Here is a 23,039-nt window from a genome sequence, read left to right on the forward strand (position 1 = left end):
AGGGATGAGCCCTGGTGTCGTGGTAATTTCATCGATCCACAAGAAACGGTGCAAGATTCTTTCACGAAGCGCCGTGCCCGTCCAGCCCGGAGGGGGCGCAGACGGCCGCGCGGGATGCCCTCACGACGGCCTCAATCAGGCGATCGCCGCGCCGCGATCACGACTCGGCCGCTCATGCTGGCGCGGCGAGTCCGCTGCGGTGTTGTGCGCCGGCCGCGCGGGTGGTTATCGAGGCTTGGCAGCGGCCTTTGCCGGCGCCTTCACCGCAGCTCTCTTCGCGGGCGCGCTCTTCGACGTCGCAGAGGGCGCCTGCGCGCCCTTCGCGGCCGCGCCCTTCGGCGCCGACGCGCCCTTCGACGTCGAGGAGCGCGGGGCCCCGGGCGCGCCGCCGCCGCGCACGAGCGCGAGCACCGCGTCCGCGTGGCCGTCGACCTTCACGCCGCTGAAGACATGCTTCAATGTGCGGTCGGGGCCGATGATGAAGGTGCTCCGGATCGTGCCCATCACCTTCTTGCCGTACATCGTCTTCTCGCCGTAGGCGCCGTAGGCCTCGTGCGCCGCGAGATCCGGATCGCTGAGCAGCGTCACCCCGAGATCGTATTTGTCCCTGAACTTCCGGTGGCGCAGGGCCGAGTCGCGGGAGACGCCGAGCACCACGGCGCCCGCCTCGGTGAACGCGTGAAGGGCCTCGGAGAAGGCCTGGTTCTCGCGCGTGCAGCCGGGCGTGTCGTCCTTTGGATAGAAGTAAAGGACGACCGTCTTGCCCGGGAAATCGGCGAGGCTCACCTTGTCTCCGCTGTCGCTCTCGAGGGAGAAATCCGGGGCACGGTCGCCTGCATTCAACATCGCTCGCTCGCTCCTTGTCCTGTCGGAGGGCGCGGAGGACTGACCCCCTCCCCCTCCGGGGCGAGCACGATACACGGGGCGTCGCCGGCGCACCACAAGCCGTCGCCCGGCGCGGGCCGAGGCGACGAGTCGGCCGCGCCGCGGCCCGGCAGGGCGGCGCGCGTTCAGGGCCAGCCCGGGTCCGGGTCGGGCGGAGCGTGAATTCCGTCCCAGAGCGCCCGCACGGCCTGGGCGGGCCACGCGTCCCGGAGCCGCGGCCGCGCCGGGCCGCGCGCCCCGTCGCACGGCGGCCGCGAGCCGTCGTGCGGGTGCCGCCGCGCCCACGCGTACATCGCCTCGCGCGCGGCGCCGTCGGCCATGGCGTCGAAGATGCTCATCCCGGCGCGGATGCGCCGCTCGAGGATCGCGAAGCCGCCGACCTGGATCGACGCCTGCGTGCACGGCAGCACGATCGGGCGCTCCTGCCCGAACGCCTCGCCGAGCGCGACGAGCGCCCGCGCGATCGCGAAGCGTGGGTGGTGCACGACGCGGCGCTCGATGAGGTTCTGCTCGTTGGTCACGAGGTCGCTCACGAGCGCGCGCTCGACCGCGGCGTGCGGCTGACCGGCCCGCCGCGCGCCCTCGTGCCGGGCCCACGCCTCGCGGACGAACCGCGGACACCGGCCGGGGGCGAGCTCGGCGCTCCGGCCGAGCAGGTGGTGGAGCACATGATACCAGGCGTCGAAGAAGATGAGGTGATTGGCGCGCTCCAGGAACAGGAAAAGCTCTCGCAGGGCGGACGGGGCGACGGCGCAGTCGCCGCGGTCGAGGGCGGCCGCGATCTCGGTCATCACGCAGCCCGCGTTGCGCGACACGAGGTGGGCCATGAGCAGCCAGGGCAGATCCGGCGGATGTGCGCGGGTGAGCGCGTAGAGCTCGAGGTAGCTCTCCGTGCGGGTTACATTGTCCATGTTCCGCTCGTCGAGCTCGGCGAGCAGCGCCGTGAGGCGCGCCACGCCGGCGCGGCCCGACGCTTCCGAGCACACCGACTCAGCCATGCCGGGCGGCTTTGCACGAGCCCGGCCACGTGGAATTCATGGCTTTCCGGTCATCGCGGTGAGCCCCGGGAGCGGCGCGAGCCGTCGTCGCCTGTGAGGGGGCGCGCAGGCGGAGGGGCGCCCCGGGCCGGCTTGCCCCCACCGGTCAACCGAGGTACCAAAGGCACGTTCGTGAGACGCACTGGACGTGCGTCATCGAATGAGACGGCGCCGGCGCCGCTGGAGGAAATCATGACCCTACCCGTCCCCGTGTACATCGTCGCAGCGGCCCGGACGCCGATCGGCGCCTTCCAGGGCGCGCTCTCCCCGCTCCCCGCCCCGCGCCTCGGCGAGGTCGCCATCCGCGCCGCCCTCGAGCGGGCAAAGCTCGCTCCGGATGCCGTCGAGGAGGTCTTCCTCGGCAACGTCCTCTCCGCGGGCATCGGGCAGGCCCCTGCCCGGCAGGCCGCCATCTATGCTGGCATCCCGAGCAAGGTCCCGGCCACCACGGTGAGCAAGGTCTGCGGCTCGGGCCTCCAGGCCGTCATTTTCGGCGCCAAGACGGTGGCGCTCGGCGACGCGGACGTCGTGGTCGCCGGCGGCATGGAGTCGATGTCGAACGTGCCCTACTACCTGCCGCAGGCGCGCTCCGGCTACCGCATGGGCGACGGCAAGCTCGTGGACGGCATGATCCACGACGGCCTGTGGGACCCGTACGGCAACTTCCACATGGGCACCGCGGGCGAGGCGTGCGCGAAGGAGCACGGCTTCTCGCGCGAGGCGCAGGACGAGTATGCGAAGGAGAGCTTCCGCCGGGCGCTCGCGGCGCAGCGCGAGGGGCTCTTCTCCGCGGAGATCGCGCCGGTCTCCGTGCCGCAGAAGAAGGGCGACGCCGTCGTCGTGAAGGACGACGAGGGCCCGCCCGCCGGCAAGCCCGAGAAGTTCGGGTCGCTGAGGCCGGCCTTCCAGAAGGACGGGACGATCACCGCGGCCAACGCCTCGTCGATCAACGACGGCGCGAGCGCGCTCGTCCTGGCGAGCGAGCGGGCGGTCAAGGAGCACAAGCTGACGCCGCTCGCGCGGATCGTCGGCTACGGCGGCGCCGCGCAGGCGCCCGAGTGGTTCACGACGGCGCCGGCCGCGGCGATCGCGAACACGACGAAGAAGCTCGGGCTCACCACGGAGCAGATCGACCTGTTCGAGGTGAACGAGGCGTTCGCGGTGGTGGCGCTCGCCGTGAACAAGCTCGCCGGGATCGACGCCCAGAAGGTGAACGTCCGCGGCGGCGCTGTCGCGCTCGGCCACCCGATCGGCGCGAGCGGCGCCCGCATCCTGACCACGCTGCTCTTCACGATGAAGGACCAGGGCGCGAAGCGCGGCCTGGCGACGCTCTGCATCGGCGGCGGCGAGGCGCTGGCCGTCGTCGTCGAGCGGTGATCCGGCCGCGCCCGGTCGCTCCCGGCGTGCGCGATGTCGAGGCCTTCGCCGCGCGCACGCCGACCTTGCCCCCCGCCACGCACACGAACAGCTACGCGCTCGGCGGCCGCGAGGTGCTGCTGGTCGAGCCGGCCACGCCTTACGAGGACGAGCGGCGCGAGTGGCTCGCGTGGGCGCGCGGCTTCGCCGCAGAGGGGCGGTCGATCGCGGCGATCGCCGTGACCCACCACCACGCCGACCACGTGGGCGGCGCGCGCTTCTTCGCGGCCGAGCTGGGCGTGCCGGTCTGGGCGCACGCCGAGGCGGCCCCGCGCCTCCGCGACGTGCCGATCGCGCGCCGGCTGGCCGACGGCGACGTCGTGCGGCTCGGCGGGCCGGAGCCGATGGAGATCCGCGTGCTCCACACGCCGGGGCACGCGCCCGACCACCTCTGCTTCGTCGACGAGGCGCAGGGCGTCCTCGTCTGCGGCGACATGGTGGCCGGCGTGGGCACCATCCTGATCGACCCGCGCGAGGGCGACATGGCGGTGTACCTCGCGCAGATCGAGCGGCTCGCGGCGCTCGGCGCCCGGGTCGCGCTGCCGGCGCACGGCGAGCCGATCGGCGAGCCCGAGGCGCTGTTCCGGCGGTACGTCGCGCACCGGCTGGGGCGGGAGCAGCGGGTGCTCGAGGCGCTCGAGGGGGCCGGCGAGGGCGGCGCGGCGCTCGAGGGGCTGCTGCCGGTCGCGTACGGGGACACGGCGCCGGCGCTCTGGCCGCTCGCGCGGCTGAGCCTCGAGGCGCACCTGATCAAGCTGGAACGCGAGGGGCGGGCCGCGCGGCGCGACGACCGATGGCGGCGGGCGTCGGGGAACGCCGCCTGACCTGCCGGCGCTGCACTCTCCAGGTCGAGCACTCTCCAGGTCGAGCACTCTCCAGGTCGAGCACTCTCCAGGTCGAGCACTCTCCAGGTCGAGCACTCTCCAGGTCGAGCACTCTCCAGGTCGAGTACTCTCCAGGTCGAGGTGACCCATGGACGACCGGCGACTCTACTGGCTCGCGCTGCTATCGCCTGTGCTCTCGGCTGCCGCCTGCGCCGCGGCGACGTCCGACGAAGGCCCGACCGCGACCGCGCGCGCGGCGCTCACCGTCGAGGAGGACCAGCGGCTCTCCGAGCCCGCGCCGGAGGCGCTGCGCCTCTTCGGCTTCGCCATCGCCGGGAACGAGAGCACGGTGCTGATCGGGGCGCCGGGCGAGGGGGGCCTGAGCCGAGGTGCGGTGCACGTCTACACGGTGGCCGGAGGGGTCGCGACATTCGCCACCACCCTCGAGCCGGGTGACGGCGAGGACGGCATGCGGTTCGGCCGTCAGGTGGCCATCGACAGCGACACCGCCGTGGTCATGGCCAGCGCGGACTACGACGCGAGCTCGATCGCGGAGCGCATCTATGTGTTCGGCCGGGGCGACGAGGGCTGGTCCGAGCAGGCCCTGCTGACCATCCCGGAGGTCATCACGGGCGGCCTGTCGACGATGGCCGTGGACGTGGACGGCGACACGGTCGTGGCCAGCAATGTCTGTGAGGATGGCGATCTCGCCCTGGGCCGGGCGTTCGCGTTCACCAGGGTGGGCGGCGAATGGTCGCCGCGCGTGGAGCTCGTGCCGCAGGACAGCCCTCGCGGCCTCGGCTGGTCGGTCGCGCTCTCGGGCGACACCGCGATCCTCGGCGCGCCCCAGGACGACCCCGAGGGGCGCTACAGCGCCGGATCCGCGTACATTTTCGTGCGCGAGGGCGGCGCGTGGACGCAGCAGGCGAAGCTCGTGCCGCCCGACAGCAGCGTGAACCTGGCCTTCGGCACGTCGGTCGCCGTCGAGGGCGACACCGCGGCGATCGGGGCCAAGAGCGCCGTGTACATCTATGCGCGCCACGACGGCGTGTGGACCCAGCAAGCGAAGCTCACTCCCGCGCTGACCGGGTCTACAGCGACCGGGGTGCAGCTCCTGCGCAACGCCGTGCTGGCCGGGTTCGTCGGCGTGAACGATCAGAAGGGCGTCGCCTCGGTTTTCCATGGCCTGGGAGCGACGTGGGTGGAAGCGCGCACGCTGGTGCCGTCGGATGGGCACGCGTTTGATTTCTTCGGCCTGAGCACGGGTTATGCTGGAGGGAGCGCGATCGTCGGGGCCCCCTACCTGGGGGAGGCGCCCAGCCGCGCCGGCGCGGCGTATGTTCATGCGCTGCCGTCCCTCGACGGCGGGAGCTGCGCCGCGGATGACGACTGCCTGAGCGGCACGTGCCTGGCGGGCGAGTGCGTCCCCGCCGACGGCAGCGCGGCGGGCGCGGGCGGCGGCGGCGCAGGCGGCAGCGCAGCGGGCGCGGGCGGCGGCGGCGCAGGCGGCAGCGCGGCGGGCGCGGGCGGCGGCGACAGCGCCGCGGGCGCAGGCGGCGGCGACAGCGCCGCGGGCGCAGGCGGCGGCGACAGCGCCGCGGGCGCAGGCGGCGGCGACACCGGCAGCGGCGGCGACAGCGCCGCGGGCGCAGGCGGCGGCGACACCGGCAGTGGCGGCGACAGCGCCGCGGGCGCAGGCGGCGGCGACACCGGTAGCGGCGGCGACACCGGTAGCGGCGGCGACACCGGCAGTGGCGGCGACAGCGCCGCGGGCGCAGGCGGCGGCGACACCGGCAGCGGCGGCGACACCGGCGGCGGCGGCGACAGCGCCGCGGGCGCAGGCGGCGGCGACGGCGAGGTCGATGGCGGCAAGGGATGTCAGATGGGCAGCCCGGCTCGGCCGGCGCAGCGCGCTCCGGCTATCGCGGTCGTCCTCTTCGCGCTCGCCGCCGTATCGGCGCGGCGATCCAGGGGCTGGATCGCGAGCGGCCCCTCCTGATCGATCCGAGCGAGCGGGACATGGCGGAGCACCTGGCGCAGTTCGAGTGGCTCGCGGCGCTCGACGCGCGGCCGCGCGCGCTGACGCCACGTCGGGGCGCGCGGCCCGCCGCTCACATCCAGAGCCGCGCCACGATTCCGAACGTCCCGGGTCCCGGCACCCCGCCCTGGTTCTCGCCGCAGACGACGACCTTCTGGCCCGAGTAAACCGCGGCGCGGTGGATCCCGCTCCCGACGCCGATGTACAGGGAAACGGCGCCGCCGGTGCCGAAGTTTGCGTCGATCCTCCCGTCGCGCAGGTAGCGCGCCAGCACCGGCCCGGGCGAGGCGCCGCCGCTCGCGTTGCCCACCACAAGTATCCGGCTGTCGGGCAGCAGGACGATGTCTTCTGCGCTGTCGTCGCCGTCGGTGATCGGCGCCGTGACGACGCCGTCGGTGCCGAAGCTCGGGTCGTCGGCGCCGTCGTCGAGGAGGCGGCGAACCTGGAAGTCGGTGTCCCCGTTCTGGTTCGAGTCGCCGGCCACGAGGATGCGGCCGTCCCCGAGGAGGGCGAGCGCCGCGGCCCGCTCGCTGCTTCCCGGCACGGCGATGACCCGCTGGCCGCCCGCCCCGAACGCCGGATCGGGCTGTCCGTCGGCGAGGAGGCGGGCGACGACGATGTCGCTCTCGCCGCCCGGATCCACGTGGCCGGCCACGAGGATCCGCCCCTCGCGGTCGACGGCCACGGCCTGCGCGGAGAACGACGGGCTGAGGACCACATGGCCTGTCCCCGCGCCGAAGGAGCTGTCGGGATGACCGTTCGGGGAGGTGCGCGCCACGAGCGGCTCGCCGCCTCGATCGCCGACGACGAGGATCTTGTTGTTCGACAGCACGAGCCCGTCCGTCACCGTCTCGCTGCCGCCCGCGTCGAGGAGCGCCTCGCCGCCGTTGCCGAACAGCGCATCGCCGGTCGCCCCGTTCGCCCCGAGGCGCAGGAGCGCGATGTCGCGCGGCTCCGGGGTCTCGTGCCAGCCCATCGCGATGATCTTGCCGTCGAGCTGGTGGCCCACCGCGTGCGCCTCGGCCCTGGAGCCGGAGGAGCTGCTGAACCGCACCGACACGAGCTCTCCGCCGGAGAACGTGGGGTCCATCGCGCCGTCGCTGGTCAGGCGCGCGACCTTCATGGCCGATCCGCCGAGCCCGCCGACGCCCCACCCCGTCGCGAGGATCTTCCCGCCGACCACCTCGATGTCCGTCAGATAGCCGCCGTCGTCGGCCCCGAAGCTCATGGCGGCAAGGCCTGTCGCCGCGGCGCCGAACGACGCGTCGAGGGCGCCGGGGCGGCCGGTGATCAGGGCGTCTGTCACGGCGGCGGTCTTCTCGCGGGCGCCGGAGGTGCCTGACAGGGTGAAGGAGACCGTGTTGCCGAGGGCCAGAGGTGCCTCCGCGCCCACCGTGACCTCGGCGCTCGTCTGCCCTGCCGGCACCGTCACGGGGTCGATCACGAGGCCCACGGGGGGGCTCACCGGCGCCACCGTCACATCGCCGCTGAAGCCGCCGGTGCGCCGGATCTCGATCTCGAGGATGTTCTTGCCGCCGAGGGGGACCGTGATGTTGGGGGTAAGGACGGCCAGGGAGAAATCGGGGACTCCCGTCTCGCCGCCCCCGCCGCCGTCCCCGCCGGTGCCACCCCCGCCGGTGCCCGGCGTGTCGGGGCGGCCGCCGGTGCCGGACGACGTCGCGCCATGGGACGGGCCCGCGCCCGCCTCCAGGTCCACATCGTGGATGCCCAGGACCTGCTGGCAGCCCACGGAAGCCAGCGGGAACAGCGATGGGAGAAGGAGCGGGAGCAAGCGGGCGAGGCGCCGGCGAGGCATCATCGCCACCATCGTCGCATTGCCGCCCGCGACGTCCAAGGCTCGCGTCGAGCCCCTGGGCAGCCGCGCCGTGGACGGACGGAGGGGCAGCAGCTCGCCCGCGGCCATGGAGGCGCGCTTCGCGAGCACGCGGCGGGGCGCGGGGCACGCGGGGGCGGCCCGACCTGCGCGACGGTTCGCCGCCAGAGCGCCGATCACGTTGAGCGAGCGAGAAATGAACCGCCAAGGCGCCAAGGACGCCAAGAAGAAGACAATGTCTTGGCGTCCTTGGCGTCTTGGCGGTTCGAAATTCTGCTCGTTTCAGGCGGGTTCAACCCGTCTGTTGCTCCAGAACAGCACCGGCAGCTGCGCTCCTTCCACGCGGGCTCAGGCGGCAGACGACCCACGCGGGCTCAGGCGGCAGACGACCACCACGGCCAGACGTGTCGATCCAGCCCCTCGCCCCCGCTCACTGCTTCCCCACGCGATGGCACGCTCAACGCGCCCACGGCAGCAGTGACGTGGCCCCGCAATCGGCCTGCTCGGGCCCCGGGTTGGTTGACGAGGAGAATCGGCGCCCGCTACGCTGCCCACCCGCTGTGAACCGGGGAGGGACGTGCGGGGGATGCGGATGCGTTGGCGAGCGGAACACCAGCTCTTGATCGACGCGGGGGTCGCGGTTGCGCCCGGTTTGACAGAGACCGAGCTCGACCGAGCCGAGTCCGCCATCGGCGCCAGGTTTCCGCCAGATCTGCGCTCCTTTCTCTCGGAAGGCCTCCCGGTCGGCGGGCGCTTTCCCGACTGGCGGGCTCCAGACTCGACGGAGGTTCGCCGGCAGCTCGACTGGCCCTTCGAGGGCATCGCGTTCGATATCGAGCACAACGCGTTCTGGTGGGACGCATGGGGCGTCCGGCCCTCCGGGCTGCCAGAGGCGTTACAGATTGCGCGCGCCGCCGTCGCAGAGGCGCCGCGCCTGATCCCGATCCGGGGTCACCGCTACATCCCGGCGGAGCCAGCGCTCGCCGGAAACCCCGTCTTTTCGGTCTACCAGACCGACATCATTTGCTACGGCAGCGACCTCGCGACGTACCTGCGTCGCGAATTTCACCGGCCACCTCACGCCGACGCCGCCCGCGAAGAGGTGCGCCGGATCCGGTTCTGGAGCGAGCTCGTGGATGCCAACGGATGACGAGCCGCCCGGCACGACGTCGCAGCGAACGAGCGTGTCGCGCCGGCTCCGCCGTCGCCCTGGCGCTCGCGACGGAACGCCGGTACCTTGAGCAGACGCATGGCGCCAGCGTTGGCTGAAGAGGTGTCTCACCTCCATCAGGTGGCGTGGGGGGATCAAACCCGGTGGGGGGTCGCGCTTGGGCGCGCGGAGCAGTTGCTGCGTGAGCATCTACAAGCCGAACCGAGCTGCGTCGACGCCTTGACGTCGCTCGGCGCGGTGCTGTCAGACACGGGGCGGCACCATGAAGCCCTGGTAGCGCTGCGACGCGCCGAAGCGCTCGGGTCCACCGACGCGAACACCTACCACAACCTGGCCGTCGCCCTGATGAACACAGACGAGCGCGGCAAAGCGCGCGGATACTTCGAGCGAGCGGCCCTGCTACGACCGGGGGAAAGCACCCTGCAGGCCTATTTCGATCCACATGGGCACTGAACGAAGCGACCACCGCGCCATCGAGGCACGCCCTCCGGGGAAGCGACGTGATCCGTGCCGTCCTGGAGCGCTGCCCATGAGCAGGCTGGGAGCAGGATGACGAGAGAATCCATCCGTGCGTTGTGCGCTGTCGCCCTCGAGTCGCTCAAGGACGTTCTTCCCCCAGCGCTCTTTCGCGACGCGCACGACTACATTCACCGGCACGGCGAGTGGGGGCTCGGCGTGGAGTGCGTCATCGACTGGATCGGCGACCTCGAGCTTCCCGTCGACCAGGCGCAGTTCGACGCCATCGAGCGCGCCATGACCGCCATGGGCTGGGCCGAGAGCTCGAGGATGCGGTGGCTCCGCCAGTATTTCACGGCTCAGAGCTCTTCGAGGTCGAGGTGATCACGTACCTGGGACGAGCGACGCGCCGGCGTCCCCTGGCCGTGCGCCGGGATCGAGGCGTTCATGAGCGCGTCCGTGCCCGGCCGGCGCGCACGTGGCTCACTCGGGAAGGCGGAGCGTCTCGACCGCGATGCCGTCTTCCCCCCAGGTCGCGGGATCCGCGGGGTTGCCGATGCCGCCCTTGCCGGGCTCGCCGAGCTCGAACGTGACGTTCTCCAGCACGAGCTCGGTATCGTCGAGGTGGGCGATGCCGATGGAATCCCCGCCGCGCCCGCCGCCGCCATAACCGCCCGGGCCCCCCATGCCGCCGGCGCCGCCGTTGCACGCGCGGTCGTACCCATTGGGCGAGTAGGCGCCGCCCCCGCCGCGCCCCCCGCGGCCGCCGCTCTGAGGCTCCCCGCCGTCCGCACCGGGCATTGCCGGAGCCGTGAAGATCCGGCTGTCGCGCACCGTGACCTTGGCGTGGAGCGCGAGGATCCCGATGCTCGGGGTGCCGTTGCCGCCGCCCTTCCCTCCCTTGCCGCCGCAGCCGCCGCCGCCGCCCGAGCCTCCGGACGGCCCCGATCGGGAGGCCGCGCCGCAGAGGGCGGCGCTCCCGCGAAGACCGCCGCCGCCGCCGCCCCCCTGGCCCGGCGCCCCGCTGCGTCCATCCCCGGCCCGGGCGCCTATCCAGCCCTCCTCGCCGAGACGCCCGATGCCCTGGCCCGGCGCCCCGTCGACGCCCGGCGCGCCGCTTCGCCCCTGCTCCCCGTCCCCGCAGCGGCCATCGCCGCCGTCTCCGATGCCCCCGGCACCCCGGGGATAGGGATCCTCGGGATCGGGGCTCGGCGCAGGCGCACCGTCGCCGCCGTCGCCGCCTCTGGCGATCCCGCCGTCGCCTCCCTTGCCGCCCATCGACACGGCACCGTCGTCGCATGGGCTCGTCACCGGAGCCCCGCCGGCCGCGGGGGTCGCGGCGCAGCCCTGCACACCGCCATTGCCGTCCGCGCCGTCGGGCGCTGCCGGAAACTGCGGCGCGTCCTCCCCGCCCTCCGTCCTGAAGCTGTAATCCCCCTCGATCCCACCACGAACGATCTCCACGGCGGTACCAGACCGAACGAAGAGCCCGACCTCGCTTCCGCTGTCCAATCGGACGTCGGCGAGCGTGGACACGCCGTCGGCGGCCCCTGTGTCGCCGGGGCTCGCGGGCTCGATGGTCAGCGCGATGGTCCCGTTGCGCGTCGTCTGGAGGATTGCATCGTTGAGGTCGCGGGTACCGGGGATCGCGGTCCCCCGCTTCCAGTCGTTCAAGCAGTTGAAGCCCCCCACGATATCGACGCCGGAGGGCAGCTTGATCTCGCCGTCATGCGCGCCGCAGAAGAACACGCGCCCGCTCCCCGTGCGCGCGAGCTCGATGCCGCGCGGCAGGGTCCGCACCGGCGCGTCCCGCGTGCCGGGATGTGCATCGTCGCCCACGAAAAAGTGGACGAACACGCCGCAGCCGGCCTCCGCCTGGTCGGCGGTGAGGTACGCGCGACAGACCGACTCCGGCGGAGGAGCAGGCGCGCACGACGTCGCGCCGCCGCACGGCGGAGGGCGCTCCTCGTCCTCATAGGGACCGAGATCGATCCCGCACGCCGCCGCCGCGAGCGGCACCAGCAGAAGCAGTCGTCGGGTTTCAACCATCCTCATGGTGCCTCTCGATGTCGTGCGCCGTGCGTGGGAATCTTCACCGCGGTGGCTCCTCGGCCTGGGCCGCCGCAGCGAACACGGCCCAGGTTTCCGACTTGCCCTGCCCCCCCCGACCCTCGTCCTCGCGGACACCTGCCCCGGGACCGCCGTCGCCAGCACTCTCGAGCCTGACATCCGCACCTCGTTCAAAGCTCACCTTGGTGACACCGACGGTGGCGACACCGATCGAGTGTCCACCCACACCGCCCCCGCCGTTGCCACCGTTGCCGCCATTCCCTCCTTTGCCCCCCCTACAAGCATTCCAACCGTCGTTCACTCCATGCTGCCCGCCGAAACCACCCGGGAAGCCTATGCCACCCGACTGGCCTGTCCCGCCGGCCCCGCCATTGCCACCTCGGCCGGTCACCACCGTACTGGCCTCGACGGTGATCTCGGCGCCCCCCAGGGCCACGATCCCGATGCTCGAGCCCCCGTAGCCCCCTCCCCCGGCCCGCCTTTCCACCACAGCCGCCGCTGCCCCCGGAGCCGCCGGCAGCGCCGCCCCGAGGTTGTCCGGCACGGCACTGGATCATGTCGATCCTCGATCGGCTCCCGCCGCCGCCCCCGCCGCCCCGGCCGATGCCCCCGGGGCCGCCATCGGCGCCTCGAACGCCCACCCACCCGGTCACGTCGAGACTGCCAAGGCCGCTCGCACCGGCGCCATGCCAGCCGTCCTCACCGGCCGCGCCCGGTGTTCCGGCTGTGCATCGCCCGCCGCCCGCGCCGAGCCCCCCCTCGCCGGACATCGGATTCGCCGCCGAGGAAGGCGCGCCCCGCTGGCCATCGCCACCTTCCTCGACGTACCCGTCGCCTCCCTGTCCGCCGATGGACTCGATACCCCCGTCGCACTCGGTGACCACGAGAGGCGCGCCGGTCGCGACGTCTTCCGTGCATGCGTCCGCACCGTCGTTCCCGTACTCCCCGTCCTTCGCCCGGAGGCGCGGGGCGTCTTCCCCCGGCTCCCCGTCCTTCCCGTCGGCCGCGTGAACCCGGCTCTCCACGACCCGGAGCTTCGCCCCCTGGCTCAGGATCATGCCGATCGACGACTTCCCGTCGCCCGCCGACCCTTCGGCGGCCACGACCCGGACCCCGAACACCGTCGATGTCGCCCCTCCCCCGTCGAGGACCCGGACCGGGATCCCCGCTGGCCCCGGGGCGACGGTGGTCAGCTGGTCGGCCCCCCCGAACAACCAGTCCCCGTCGGCGCAGCGTCGCCCTCCCCAGATGTCCACGCCCGAGGGCAGGACGACCGCCTCCTCGAACGTCTCGCCGCACGCGTACACGCGCCAGGTCGGCGCCTCTCGGTCGCTCCGTCCGCTCGCGGCGAGCACGATCGCGCGCTGCAAGGTCTTCACGGGCTGCTTCCGCGTGCCCGGGTTGCGGTCATCGCCGTTTGCGCGAACGAACACCCCGCAACCGTCCAGCGCCGGCGCCATTCCCGGATCGCCGTCGCACGGTGACGCCTGGGACGGCGGCGCCGGGGGCGGGGGCTCGTCGCACGTCTGCTCCTCCCAGCAGTGATCCCCCAGGTACATGCACCCCGAGACGGCGCCCGCACCGCACGCGCACAGCGCGCCGATCGCGAGCGACACCGAGGCGCTCCGCGCCGCCTTCACCCACCGCATGCTCGCCTCCAGGCCCGCCATGCCCGCCCTCCAGGCCCTCACCACACCCCCAGCGCCACCACGCCGACCTGCTGCGCGGCCATCGCAGGGACGACACGCAGCCCGCTCCGCGCTGGCGTAGGTCGCAGAAACGAGAGGTCCACGAAGAACGACGCGGCGGTCACCGCGCCGACCACGGCCCCCGTCGCGACAAGGGCGGTCCCGAGGGCGCCGGACAGATCGCGCTGCTCGCGCATGTAGCGGAGCTCCGGGCACGCCGGGGGCTGCGGCGCTGCGCGGCACGCGCCCGAGGTCCACGCCGGATCGCGGTGGAGGCCGCCGATGCGCTCGTCGAGGTCCCCGTCGAGGCGGCTCGCCCGGAGCATGAGGACGGCCCCGGTCGACACGGTGGCCGCCGTGACGGCGACCCCCGCGAGCCGCAGCGTCCCCGACCACGACGCCCACGGCCCCGGCGCCGCCGCGGGCGCGGCCGGGACCGCCGCCTCGGCCGGTCGGCTCCGCGTCGCGCCCGGATCCGGCGCACGCGCAGGCGACTCGACCGCGCGCGCGAGCTGCAGCGTCGCGCCGACCGTCATCCCGGCGGCGACCTCCACGCGTTGCGAGGCCTCCCCGTGCCCCGACAGCCGCGCCCGGAGCGTGTAGGCCCCCGGCGCGACGAACAGCTCGTGGGCCGAGGCCCCCGTGCCGATGGGCTCGTCGTCCAGGAGGATCTCGGCGTCCGACGGGGCGGCCGCCACGTAGATCCTCCCGACGTGCTCGACGGCCTTGTTGAAGCCGCGCGTGAGCCGGCGGAGGAGCGACTGATTCAAGGCGGCGTCGTGCTCGAGGCTCTGCCCCAGGTGCTCGGCGGCCTCCCGGTGCTTGCCCTGCTCCAGCTCGCAGAGCCCGAGATACCCGAGCACCTCGGCCCGCTGCGCCGCGGTCATGCCGGCAGCGTCGGGCGCTGCCAGGGCGGCCTCGAAGCCCGCCTCCGCCTCGGCCCACCGCCGCGCACCGAAGGCACGCTGGGCCTCCTTACGCGCCCTCACCGCTGTCGCGCTCGCCGCCGCCCCCGGAGGCGCCGGCGCCGCGCGCGCAGGCCCGATGCCGCTGCCCAGCGCGCCGAGAAGGCAGATCCCGCCCAGGATCGAGCACCAGCGCGTCATGCGGCGCACTCTACCGCCGGAGCCGCCAGCCCAGCAACGGCGCCTACACGGCGCGTGTCGAGCCTTTCCATGACAGATTCGACGCTCTCCCAGTAATGATTCACGCGAGGCGTCGCCCTGTCGTCATCCCCGCGATCCCTGTTTGGACGCACCTTCGTTCACCGTTCTTCCCCGCGCCGGTCGATTCGGTCACCCGGTTTGGCGCCTGAATCATCTGGACGTGCATGGACGTGAGCACCTCGACGAGCCTGGACGGCGCAGCCTCTGGTCCGCTCGGTTCCGATCGTTTCCGCCGGCTCGCGCGCGCCATGCGCGTGCCGGCGCAGGACGTCGACGACGTCGTCCAGCAGGCGTGGCTCCGTATCCTGGAGAACCGCGCGCGCATCGACGTGGCGAGGGACGCCGCGGCGTACGTGGACCAGATCGTCAGAAACGAGGCGCGCACGAGCCGGCGGCGAGCGCGCCTCCGGGAAGAGGTGGTGGCGCCGCTCCTGGATCAGGAACCTTCCGATGATCGGCCGGGTCCGGAAGCCTCGGTCATCGCCAGCCAGCGGGCTTCCGTCCTCTGGCGCTTCATCGACAGGCTCGACGGCGCGCGCCGCACGGTCTTCGTCGAGCACGAGCTGCTGGGCAGGACGCTCGCCGAGATCGCCGAGGCGCACGGGCTCTCGGAGAACACCGTCAAGTCGCGGCTCGCGGCCGCCTGGGACAGGGTCGATCAGGAGAGGGCACGATGGCAGGCGGAGCAGCGCCGGCGCGGGCAGGCCGCGACGCCGTGCTTCGTGCCGTTCATCCCGTGCTTCTCCGGATCCTGGCGCCACGATGCATTGCGCGGGCTCCGCCGGCTCAGGCTGCATGCAATGGCAATGGCAGGGCTCGTGCTCGGGGCGGGCGCCGCCTGGCCCGGCCCGGCGGCTGGTCTTGCCGAGGCGCCCCTGCGCGCGGCCTCGGGGCGCGCGCAGCCTGTGACCGAGATCCCGGCGGTGCCTGCCGACCAGCGCGACACCGGGCCCGGCGGCCATGAGAGCGCGAATCGGCGAGAGGCCATCACGGCCGCCGCTGTATCCGCCCCTCAGGGCAGCTCCGCGACAGCCCTCGCGGGGTCGGCCGCAGTCACGATGCCGTCCCGGGGACGCACCGGCGCGGAGCGGGCGCGGATCGATCCGACGATCGAGCGCGCGCGAGCGATGCTCGACCTCGGGACCATCGAGGGGCAGCTCTCGGCGTGCCGGCTTCTGCACGAGCACCGCGAGCGTCGCGGTCGCGGAGAGCACGCCGCGGAGCGCGACGCGCTCCTCCGGCGGGTGCGCTGCGAGCGCCACGGGCGGCTCGGCGCGCGGGACTGATCGCGCCGCGCGCGGCGGCACGAGCATGACCTTCTGTCACGGGCTTGACCTTCTGTGCGAATCCATCGAATCGCCGTCGAGCTGGACATCGACTCCATCGTCCGGCACGCGGCGACCATCCACGATGTGTTGCGGCGCTGGCGCGTGCCGCGCAGGGATCGCGCCGACATCGTCCAGGAGGTGCTGCTCGGGGCGTGGCGAAGCATGCGCGCCGGGCGGTTCCAGCCGCGGCCGGGGGTCCCGGACGCCGTGGCCCTGGAGCGATGGATCGTCGGGATCAGCTGGCGGCACGCGTCACGTTACGTGGCGCGCGCCCGCCGGCGGTACGAGGTCCTCGTGCCGAGCCCGGGTCGTCTCCGCCAGGACCACGCCCCCGGGCCGCTCGAACAGGTCGAGGCCCGGAGAGCGCTCCACGATCTGAAACGCATCGACCCGAGGTTTCGAGCCGTCCTCGGCCTCACGGCGCAGGGGTACACGATCGGGGAGGTCGCCGCGGCGCTCGGGCAGAGCCCGAACACGCTCTGGAATCGACTGCGGCTCGGCCGACTATGGTTCCGGCGCGTACGCCTGAGGTGGTGGAGGCCCCGCTGCCGCGAGGGCCGGAGCCGCAGGTGAAGGACAGGTTCAGCGCAGCGCCGTCGTGACGACATACCGCGTCTTGCCCGACTCCGGATCCACGCAGTCCTTGTAATACTTCCCCGGCGGGTGGAGCTTGCTGCAAAGGTCCTGGCAGGCTCCGACGATCTCGATGATCCCGCACCCCTCGACATCCCCCTCGCCGTCGACGTGCCCCGCAGCGCAGTCGCGCCGCGCCGCGCGCGCCAGGTCGACGCTCGCCTCGTTGTAGCAGGCGCGCAGGTACGGCGTCTCCCCGAACAGGTTCCCCCAGAACGCCCCCTCGACATGAGGATACGCCTCCCGCTCGTCGCGCCCGACCTCGTGGCGCAGCGGGTCCTGGTGAGAGCGCATCGAGATGAGGACCGACACGCCATAACGGTTCGTGTGCGCCGCGAGGCACGCGGACACCATCTGCTTTCCGTCCGCGTCGAGCGCGCGCCTGTCCCACTGCGCGGCGAGGCCGAGGTGCCCGTGATAGACCTCGTGATGGACCGCGCCCGCGCTGTCGGTCCAGGAGAAGCGGAACGACTGGGACTCGGTGAGCGCGCAGCTCACCGTGTATTTCACGAGCGTCCGGAAGAGATCGCCCCCCTCGCCGGGATCCTTGAGCGCGGAGGCCGCCTCCGGGCGCAACGCGTTGTAGCTGAGCGCGTTGTAGCTCAGCGCATTGTAGCTGAGCGCGTTGTAGCTGAGCGCGTTGTAGCTCAGCGCATTCCCGCTCTCGATCGCCTCGGCGCTCGCGCCGAGATCGCCTGTTTCATCCGCGTCGAGCCCGAGCTCGGGCGCCATGCAGCCGGTGGCCACGAAAAGGATGCCTGCGCACCCAAGAACACCCTTGGTTTTCACGTGATGAGACCTCGGTAGCGAGCCAAGAGGAGCGCTGGCGCTCCCCGATCACAGCACGCCCTCCGGCGCGTCGCTCAGGGCGACAGCTGCCGGGAACTCTCCACGTCTATGGACAGGGTACGGCCAATCACGTGTCCTGTCAGCCTCTAATTGCACGTCCCGTGCGGATTCACCCGTGGGACAGCGGCGCTCTGTCGGCGCCCTTGTCGGCGCTTTGCTCCGCTGCGTGGCGCGTGGTCCCGAAGGCTCCGACAGCTCCGGCGGTTCCGGCGGTTCCGGCGGTCCCGACCCATTGCGCCGCGAGCTCCAGTGTGCGCGCGTTGTCGGGAACGTGGGAGAGAAAGCGCCTGCGCCACTCGGCATCTCGCACGCTGGCCGCCCGCGCGAGCAGCTTGTCGCGCGCCGAGACGATGGCCGCGGCCGCCCGCCTGGCGTCGCCCACCGCGGAGAACGCCTCGGCGTGGACGAGCCGGATCATCGACTCGCCCTCTTCGAGCCCGCCGAGCGACTCGAGCGCGGCCAGCGCCTCGCCGGCGGCCGCGAGCGCGTCGTCCGCGCGCCCGAGGCCGAGCAGCGCCCGCGCCCGTATCGCGGTGGCCGCCACCCGCAGCGGCGACGCGCTCTCCAGCGCCTCGGCGAGGCGCGCCTCGCGCTCCGCGGCCGCGAAGTCGCCGGCCAGCAAGGCGATCTTCGCCAGGTACGAGCGCGAGACGACCTCGGCGCGCGGGTCGCCGAGCCGCTGGCTCGACGCGAGCGCCGCCTCCTCGACGGCCCGCGCCTCCGCGAGCCGGCCGCGGTAGGCAAGGACCTGCCCCAGGCTGGCCTGCGCCGCCGCCGCCACCTCGTGGAGGCCCATCCGGTCGGCGGCCTCCAGCACCGAGCGGAGCGCCGCCTCGGCGCCGCCGAAGTCGCCGAGCTCGCCGTAGGAATAGCCGAGGTTCGCCCGGGTGATGCACGCGTTGCGCCGGTCGCCGACCTGCTCGAAGGCGGCCAGCGCGGCCTCCAGGCCGGTGACGCACGCGCCGGGATCGCCCCCGCTCATGGCGCGGAAGGCGCGCGCCTGGTGGAGCCCCGCGACCACCTCGGCGCCCGCGCCCGCGCCGGTCGCCGCCCCGTCGCGCACGGCGCGCTCGACCGCCGCGAGCAGCGCGTCGACGACGGCGGGGCGGCCGGCGAAGGCCAGCGTCGAGGCGCCCGCGCAGAGGCACGTGCTGCGCGCGCTCTCCGCGCCCCCGAGCGCGGGCGCGTCGATCGCGGCGCCCATCCACGCCTCCACGCGGTCGAAGCCGCCCAGCTTGCTCGCCGCGGCGACCACCTGCGCGATGGCCGCGAACCACGGCGCCGAGCCGGGCGCGAGGTGCCGGGCCGCCTCCGTCCCCCGCTCCTCGGCAAGCGCCAGATCGCCCCGCCAGACGTGGGCCTCGGCCTGGACGAGCCGCAGCGCGCCCACCACGGCGGGCTCCGGGGCGCACGCGAGCCCGCGCTCGGCCCGCGCGATCGCGGCGCCGAGGTCGTTCCCCTCCAGGGCGTGCTGCGCGGCGCGCAGGTACGCCGCCGCGGCGCGCGCGGGCACGACGCCGCGCTCGAAGTGCTCGGCGAGCGCCATCGCGTCGGGCTCGCCCGCGCGCTCCAGCCAGTCGCCCGCCAGCGCGTGGCCCAGCCGCCGGTCCGCCTCGGTCAGCATGCCGTACGCCGCCTCGCGCACGAGCGCGTGGCGGAAGCGGTACTCGACCTCGCCCCGCAGCCGCCCCGGGCCGCGCCGGTGGATCACCTCGCGCCGCTCCAGCTCCGACAGCCACCGCGTCACCCCGGCCCCGCCGAGCAGCGCGCTCACCCCGCTCGGCCAGAACGCCTGGCCGAACACGCTCGCCGCCCGCAGCACGCGCCGCGCCTCCGCGTCGAGCGCCTCGATGCGCGCCTGCACCATCGCGAGCACCGTCTCCGGCAGATCCGCGCCGTGGCCGGCCGCCACCGCGCGCACCTGCTCTTCCAGGTAGAACGGGTTGCCGTCGGCGCGGTCGACGAGCGTGGCCACGAGCGCGGCGCTCACGTCGTCGCCGAGCGCCTCGCGCACGAGCCGCTCGCTCGCCCGGCGCGTGAGCGGCGGCAGCATCATCTGGTTGCCGAAGCGGCCGTGCGCGAGCGCGGGGAAGATGTCATGCACCTCGGGGCGGCCCAGGCCGAGCACGAGGAACGGCAGGTCCTTCAGGCGCCGGAGCGCCGCCTCGACCATCGTCACCGTGGGCAGGTCGCCCCACTGGAGGTCCTCGAGGACGAGCAGCACCGGCTGCTTCGCGCACTCGGCCCGGATGAAGTCCTCCCACGAGAGGCGCAGCTGATCGCCCATCAGCAGGCGGTTGCGCCGCGCGGCGCCGACCTGGATGTCGTCGTCCGGGAACGGCGCGCCGACGAGCTCGCCGAGGAAGGCGCTGACGCGGCCGACGTCGAGCTCCCGGTGGCGCTCGACCCGCGCCCGCACCTTGCGCCGCCGCTCCTCGAGCGGCTCGCCGTCGACGATGCCCATCGCGCTGCGCAGCGCGCGCGACAGGAGCCCGAACGCCGAGCCGGAGCTCATCGGGTCGCCCTGGCCGACCCACACCTCGACGCCGCCGTTCGCTCCGTCGCCGCCGGCGCCGTACGCGCCGCCGCCGTTCACACCGCCGCCGCCGTTCGCGCCGTCGGCGCCCGCGCCGCGCACGGCGACGGAGGACACCTTCGCGAGGAACTCCTGCCGCAGCCGCGACTTGCCCATGCCCGCCGCCGCGACGACGAGCAGCGCGCCCGAGGTCGACTCCTCGATGCTCCGCTCGAGCTCCGCGGTCAGCACCGCGAGCTCCCGCTCCCGCCCCACGCACGACACCGGCTTGCCGAGCAGCGCCGGCGCGGTCGCCACCTTGAGGTCGTCCCGCGCCCCGTGCAGGAAGCGCGCGCCGCCCTCGCAGCTCGTCTCGAACCGGCCGCCGAGCAGCCCCGCCGTCACGTCGTCGATGCGGACCGCGGCCGCGGGCGCCGGCTCGCCGCGCGCGGGCAGGAGCTGCACCGCCCTGTCGATGAGCTCGCCCATCGGGATGCGCGAGGTGAGCTCGGCCCGCCCGGTCACGAGCGCCACCGGCGCGCCGCCGAGCAGCGCGCGCAGCGCCAGCGCGCAGCGGGCGGCCTGCGCCGCGAGGTCGGTGGCCGCCTCGGCGCTGGTCAAGACGAGCAGCGGCGACCGCGCGTCGACGAGCTCGATCTGCCCCTGGTAGCGCGCCGCGAGCGCGCGCAGCTCCTCGGCGCGCTCGAGCGCCCGCGCCTGCTCCTCCTCCTGCGAGCGCGTCTCCTCGTCGGGCGCCGAGCGCTCGTGCGCGAGCACGAGGCACGTGACGCGCCGCTCGCTGCTCGTGAGCTCCAGCGCGCGCACCGGCGCGGCGGGCTCGCCGCCGCCCGCCGCGTCGACGCCGGAGAGGTCGATCGCGCCGAGCGCCTCGGCGACGGCCGCGCCGTCGCGGGGCCGCTCGCCCGGCTGCTTCGCGAGCATGCTGGCGACGAGCGCGTCGAGCTCCGCGGGCAGCCCGGGGCGGAGCTCGCGGAGGCGCGGCGGCTCGTCGAGGAGCACCTTGACCAGCACGGCGAGCGCCCCGACGCCCTGGAACGCGGCGCGCCCGGTGAGGCACTTGAACAGCACGCAGCCGAGCGCGAACACGTCCGCGCGGGCGTCGACGCTCCGATCGCCGCGCGCCTGCTCGGGCGCCATGAACTCCGGGGTCCCGAGGACGGTGCCCGGCATCGTGAGCTGCTGGTCGATCCGGAAGCGCGCGATCCCGAAGTCGAGCACCATCACCCGATCGAGCCGCCCCTCGACGAGGATCAGGTTGCTCGGCTTGAGATCGCGGTGGACGACGCCCTGCCGGTGGATGTCGCCGAGCGTCCCCGCGACGCGCGCGATGACATCGACGCTCTCGGCCGGCGTGAGCCCGCGCTGGGTCATGCGCTCGGCGAGCGTCTCGCCGGAGAGCCACTCCATGACCAGATACGGCTTGCCGTCCGCGGTGACGCCGTGAGCGATGTAGCGCACGACACCGGGGATGCGCAGCGCGGAGAGCGCCTGCACCTCGCACGAGAAGCGGCGGAGCTCGCTCTTGCCGGCGCGGCGAAGCACCTTGAGAGCCACGGTGTCGCCGGTGCGCCGGTCGCGCGCCCGGTACACGTGTCCCATCCCGCCCGAGCCGGCGAGGCCCTCGATCTCGAACCGCTCGTCGACGATCTCTCCCGCGCGCATGAGCCGCCGTGGATCCAGCGATATCACGCGCGCGGGCTTCTGTCTGAATCCAGGCTTGAGATGATGCGCAGCTCACCTCGATGGCGGGCGCGATCGAGTCGATGGCGCGATGCGATGCGATGCGATGCGTCGCGGCAGACGTCGCTGGAAGAACGCTTCTGCGCGGGTGAGCCGAGACCGGTGTAATCCAGCGGACCCGATGTGTTTTACCTGGACGAGTCGCTGCCGTCCTGGTGCGGCCTGCGCCGGCATCCCGCAAGCACCCACAGCGGCACACGGCCACTTCGTGCAGCCGCGCGTCAGCCTGGTCGCTGCGCCGATCTCCTTCCCACCTGGCGCCGAGCGCCGGCCGGAGAGGGCGACGCCAGCGCCGCGTCCATCGCGTTCGCGTCAGGGCACCTGGAAGGAGTCGAGGTAGCGTAACCCGGACGCCGCGTACGCGGCGCCGAGCTCATTCCCCGCCGTCGGCGCAAAATCCTTCGCGTTGAGGTTGCAAAAGAAGAGCTCCGTCTCTCCGCGCGCGTGGAGCATCGCCGCGTGCTCCAGGACGGCGCCGAGGACCATCTCATCGAAAGGAGGGAGCGACTTGACGGGAAAGATGCTCAACGTGCGCTGTATGACAGCGGGCGACGGAGGGATCACATTGAGCTGCGCGGCGAGCCCATCGACCTGGGCAACCAGATTGAACAGCGCGTCGCGGCGCAGCGTGCGCGCCATGTCGATGAATCCGCGGATCTGCGTCAAGTCCACGGGCCGGCTCGCGTTGCCGCGATACTGGTCATTGAGCCGTCGATAGAACCTCCCCGCGCCGTCCACGAACGCGAGGTCCTCGCGGATGATCCGCTCGATCGTCCTCTTGGCCTCGGTGATCGAGCACCAGGGGACATAGAGCTGTAGGTCCGTCCCGTGACGGCCCAGCAGCCTTTCGGCCTCCTTGATAGGGAAAGGGCGCAATACATCGATGAAGAAGTTCGTCTCGACGAAGACGTGCTTCACTGCGTGCTTCCGTGCATGGCCCTGCGGACGACGGATCCGGAGGCCGCGGGCACGACGTCGGTGAGGAGCGGCGCAGACCATTCCTCGCGCGGCAAGGTGCTCTGCCAGTTCGTCGCGAGCGCGTTGAGCCAGCGCTCGAGCCGCTGCTCGATAGGTCCCCCGTTCGTGCCGATGAGTCGCGCGGTCTCCAGCTTCGTCGGCTCCTGCTCGATCGCGTCCGGATCCATCGAGGCAAACGAGTCGTGCAGGATCACACACTGGTCTGCGTCGAGCACGAGGCCGTTGCCGCAACCGAGCCCGAACATCGCCTCTCGGACCTCGCGCAGCACGGTGTCATCAATGCTGGAACAGAGCTCGACGAGCAGCGACGGCCGGGTGTCGCCCGGCGGCGTCAGCAGGTATCGTCGTCTGGGCGGTCGCTCCGTCGCTGCCGTGGTCATGCGCGAAGGG

Annotated in this window: 18 protein-coding genes; 8 read left to right on the forward strand and 10 right to left on the reverse strand. The window is 73.3% G+C overall.

What is annotated here, in order from left to right; translation table 11 throughout:
* Positions 1–225: 225 nt before the first annotated feature.
* Entirely contained in the window at positions 226–846 is a 621-nt protein-coding gene (locus WMF24_RS36375) for a peroxiredoxin (RefSeq protein ID WP_437732049.1), read from the reverse strand.
* Between the two features lie 164 nt (positions 847–1,010).
* Positions 1,011–1,883, reverse strand: coding sequence for a DUF2515 family protein (locus tag WMF24_RS36380; RefSeq protein ID WP_437732050.1), 873 nt, complete (start codon positions 1,881–1,883; stop codon positions 1,011–1,013).
* A gap of 231 nt (positions 1,884–2,114) precedes the next feature.
* Here WMF24_RS36380 and WMF24_RS36385 point away from each other — a divergent pair, with 231 nt between their 5' ends.
* From WMF24_RS36385 to WMF24_RS36395, 3 genes are all read left to right on the forward strand, one after another.
* Positions 2,115–3,299 (forward strand): thiolase family protein, encoded by a 1,185-nt coding sequence (locus WMF24_RS36385; protein ID WP_437732051.1) that lies wholly within the window; start codon positions 2,115–2,117, stop codon positions 3,297–3,299.
* Positions 3,300–3,325: 26 nt separating this feature from the next.
* Positions 3,326–4,162: an MBL fold metallo-hydrolase gene (locus WMF24_RS36390; RefSeq protein ID WP_437732052.1), complete on the forward strand. Its 837-nt coding sequence runs from the start codon at positions 3,326–3,328 to the stop codon at positions 4,160–4,162.
* A 148-nt stretch (positions 4,163–4,310) separates the two neighbouring features.
* Positions 4,311–6,161: an FG-GAP repeat protein gene (locus WMF24_RS36395; protein ID WP_437732053.1), complete on the forward strand. Its 1,851-nt coding sequence runs from the start codon at positions 4,311–4,313 to the stop codon at positions 6,159–6,161.
* Between the two features lie 112 nt (positions 6,162–6,273).
* Here WMF24_RS36395 and WMF24_RS36400 read toward each other — a convergent pair whose 3' ends face one another.
* On the reverse strand, positions 6,274–8,019 hold the full coding sequence (locus tag WMF24_RS36400) for a hypothetical protein (RefSeq protein WP_437732054.1): 1,746 nt from the start codon (positions 8,017–8,019) through the stop codon (positions 6,274–6,276).
* A 601-nt stretch (positions 8,020–8,620) separates the two neighbouring features.
* Between WMF24_RS36400 and WMF24_RS36405 the strand changes: the two genes are divergently transcribed.
* From WMF24_RS36405 to WMF24_RS36415, 3 genes are all read left to right on the forward strand, one after another.
* Positions 8,621–9,184, forward strand: a complete 564-nt coding sequence (locus WMF24_RS36405; RefSeq protein WP_437732055.1) for an SMI1/KNR4 family protein — start codon at positions 8,621–8,623, stop codon at positions 9,182–9,184.
* Between the two features lie 111 nt (positions 9,185–9,295).
* Positions 9,296–9,658, forward strand: a complete 363-nt coding sequence (locus WMF24_RS36410) for a tetratricopeptide repeat protein (protein ID WP_437732056.1) — start codon at positions 9,296–9,298, stop codon at positions 9,656–9,658.
* Between the two features lie 96 nt (positions 9,659–9,754).
* Entirely contained in the window at positions 9,755–10,045 is a 291-nt protein-coding gene (locus WMF24_RS36415) for a MafI family immunity protein (RefSeq protein WP_437732057.1), read from the forward strand.
* Positions 10,046–10,144: 99 nt separating this feature from the next.
* Here the strand turns inward: WMF24_RS36415 and WMF24_RS36420 are convergent, their stop codons facing one another.
* The 3 genes from WMF24_RS36420 to WMF24_RS36430 all read right to left on the reverse strand — a co-directional run bounded on the left by WMF24_RS36420 (position 10,145) and on the right by WMF24_RS36430 (position 14,525).
* Complete coding sequence (locus WMF24_RS36420; protein ID WP_437732058.1) at positions 10,145–11,716, reverse strand: hypothetical protein; 1,572 nt, start codon at positions 11,714–11,716, stop codon at positions 10,145–10,147.
* 290 nt (positions 11,717–12,006) lie between these two features.
* Positions 12,007–13,401, reverse strand: a complete 1,395-nt coding sequence (locus tag WMF24_RS36425; protein ID WP_437732059.1) for a DUF1565 domain-containing protein — start codon at positions 13,399–13,401, stop codon at positions 12,007–12,009.
* Between the two features lie 17 nt (positions 13,402–13,418).
* On the reverse strand, positions 13,419–14,525 hold the full coding sequence (locus WMF24_RS36430) for a PEGA domain-containing protein (protein WP_437732060.1): 1,107 nt from the start codon (positions 14,523–14,525) through the stop codon (positions 13,419–13,421).
* A gap of 230 nt (positions 14,526–14,755) precedes the next feature.
* Here WMF24_RS36430 and WMF24_RS36435 point away from each other — a divergent pair, with 230 nt between their 5' ends.
* Together WMF24_RS36435 and WMF24_RS36440 are read left to right on the forward strand one after the other, a co-directional pair.
* Positions 14,756–15,871 (forward strand): RNA polymerase sigma factor, encoded by a 1,116-nt coding sequence (locus WMF24_RS36435; RefSeq protein ID WP_437732061.1) that lies wholly within the window; start codon positions 14,756–14,758, stop codon positions 15,869–15,871.
* Between the two features lie 54 nt (positions 15,872–15,925).
* Positions 15,926–16,486, forward strand: a complete 561-nt coding sequence (locus tag WMF24_RS36440) for an RNA polymerase sigma factor (RefSeq protein WP_437732062.1) — start codon at positions 15,926–15,928, stop codon at positions 16,484–16,486.
* 9 nt (positions 16,487–16,495) lie between these two features.
* Here WMF24_RS36440 and WMF24_RS36445 read toward each other — a convergent pair whose 3' ends face one another.
* From WMF24_RS36445 to WMF24_RS36460, 4 genes are all read right to left on the reverse strand, one after another.
* Positions 16,496–17,293, reverse strand: a complete 798-nt coding sequence (locus tag WMF24_RS36445) for a hypothetical protein (protein WP_437732063.1) — start codon at positions 17,291–17,293, stop codon at positions 16,496–16,498.
* 211 nt (positions 17,294–17,504) lie between these two features.
* Positions 17,505–21,593: a serine/threonine-protein kinase gene (locus WMF24_RS36450; RefSeq protein WP_437732064.1), complete on the reverse strand. Its 4,089-nt coding sequence runs from the start codon at positions 21,591–21,593 to the stop codon at positions 17,505–17,507.
* A gap of 390 nt (positions 21,594–21,983) precedes the next feature.
* Entirely contained in the window at positions 21,984–22,589 is a 606-nt protein-coding gene (locus tag WMF24_RS36455; protein ID WP_437732065.1) for a hypothetical protein, read from the reverse strand.
* Positions 22,586–23,029 (reverse strand): hypothetical protein, encoded by a 444-nt coding sequence (locus WMF24_RS36460; RefSeq protein WP_437732066.1) that lies wholly within the window; start codon positions 23,027–23,029, stop codon positions 22,586–22,588. Before WMF24_RS36460 ends, WMF24_RS36455 begins: the two co-directional genes overlap by 4 nt.
* Positions 23,030–23,039 lie beyond the last annotated feature (10 nt).

Origin of the sequence: Sorangium sp. So ce1335 (assembly GCF_051521615.1) — a bacterium.
Taxonomy (GTDB): Bacteria; Myxococcota_A; Polyangia; order Polyangiales; family Polyangiaceae; genus Sorangium.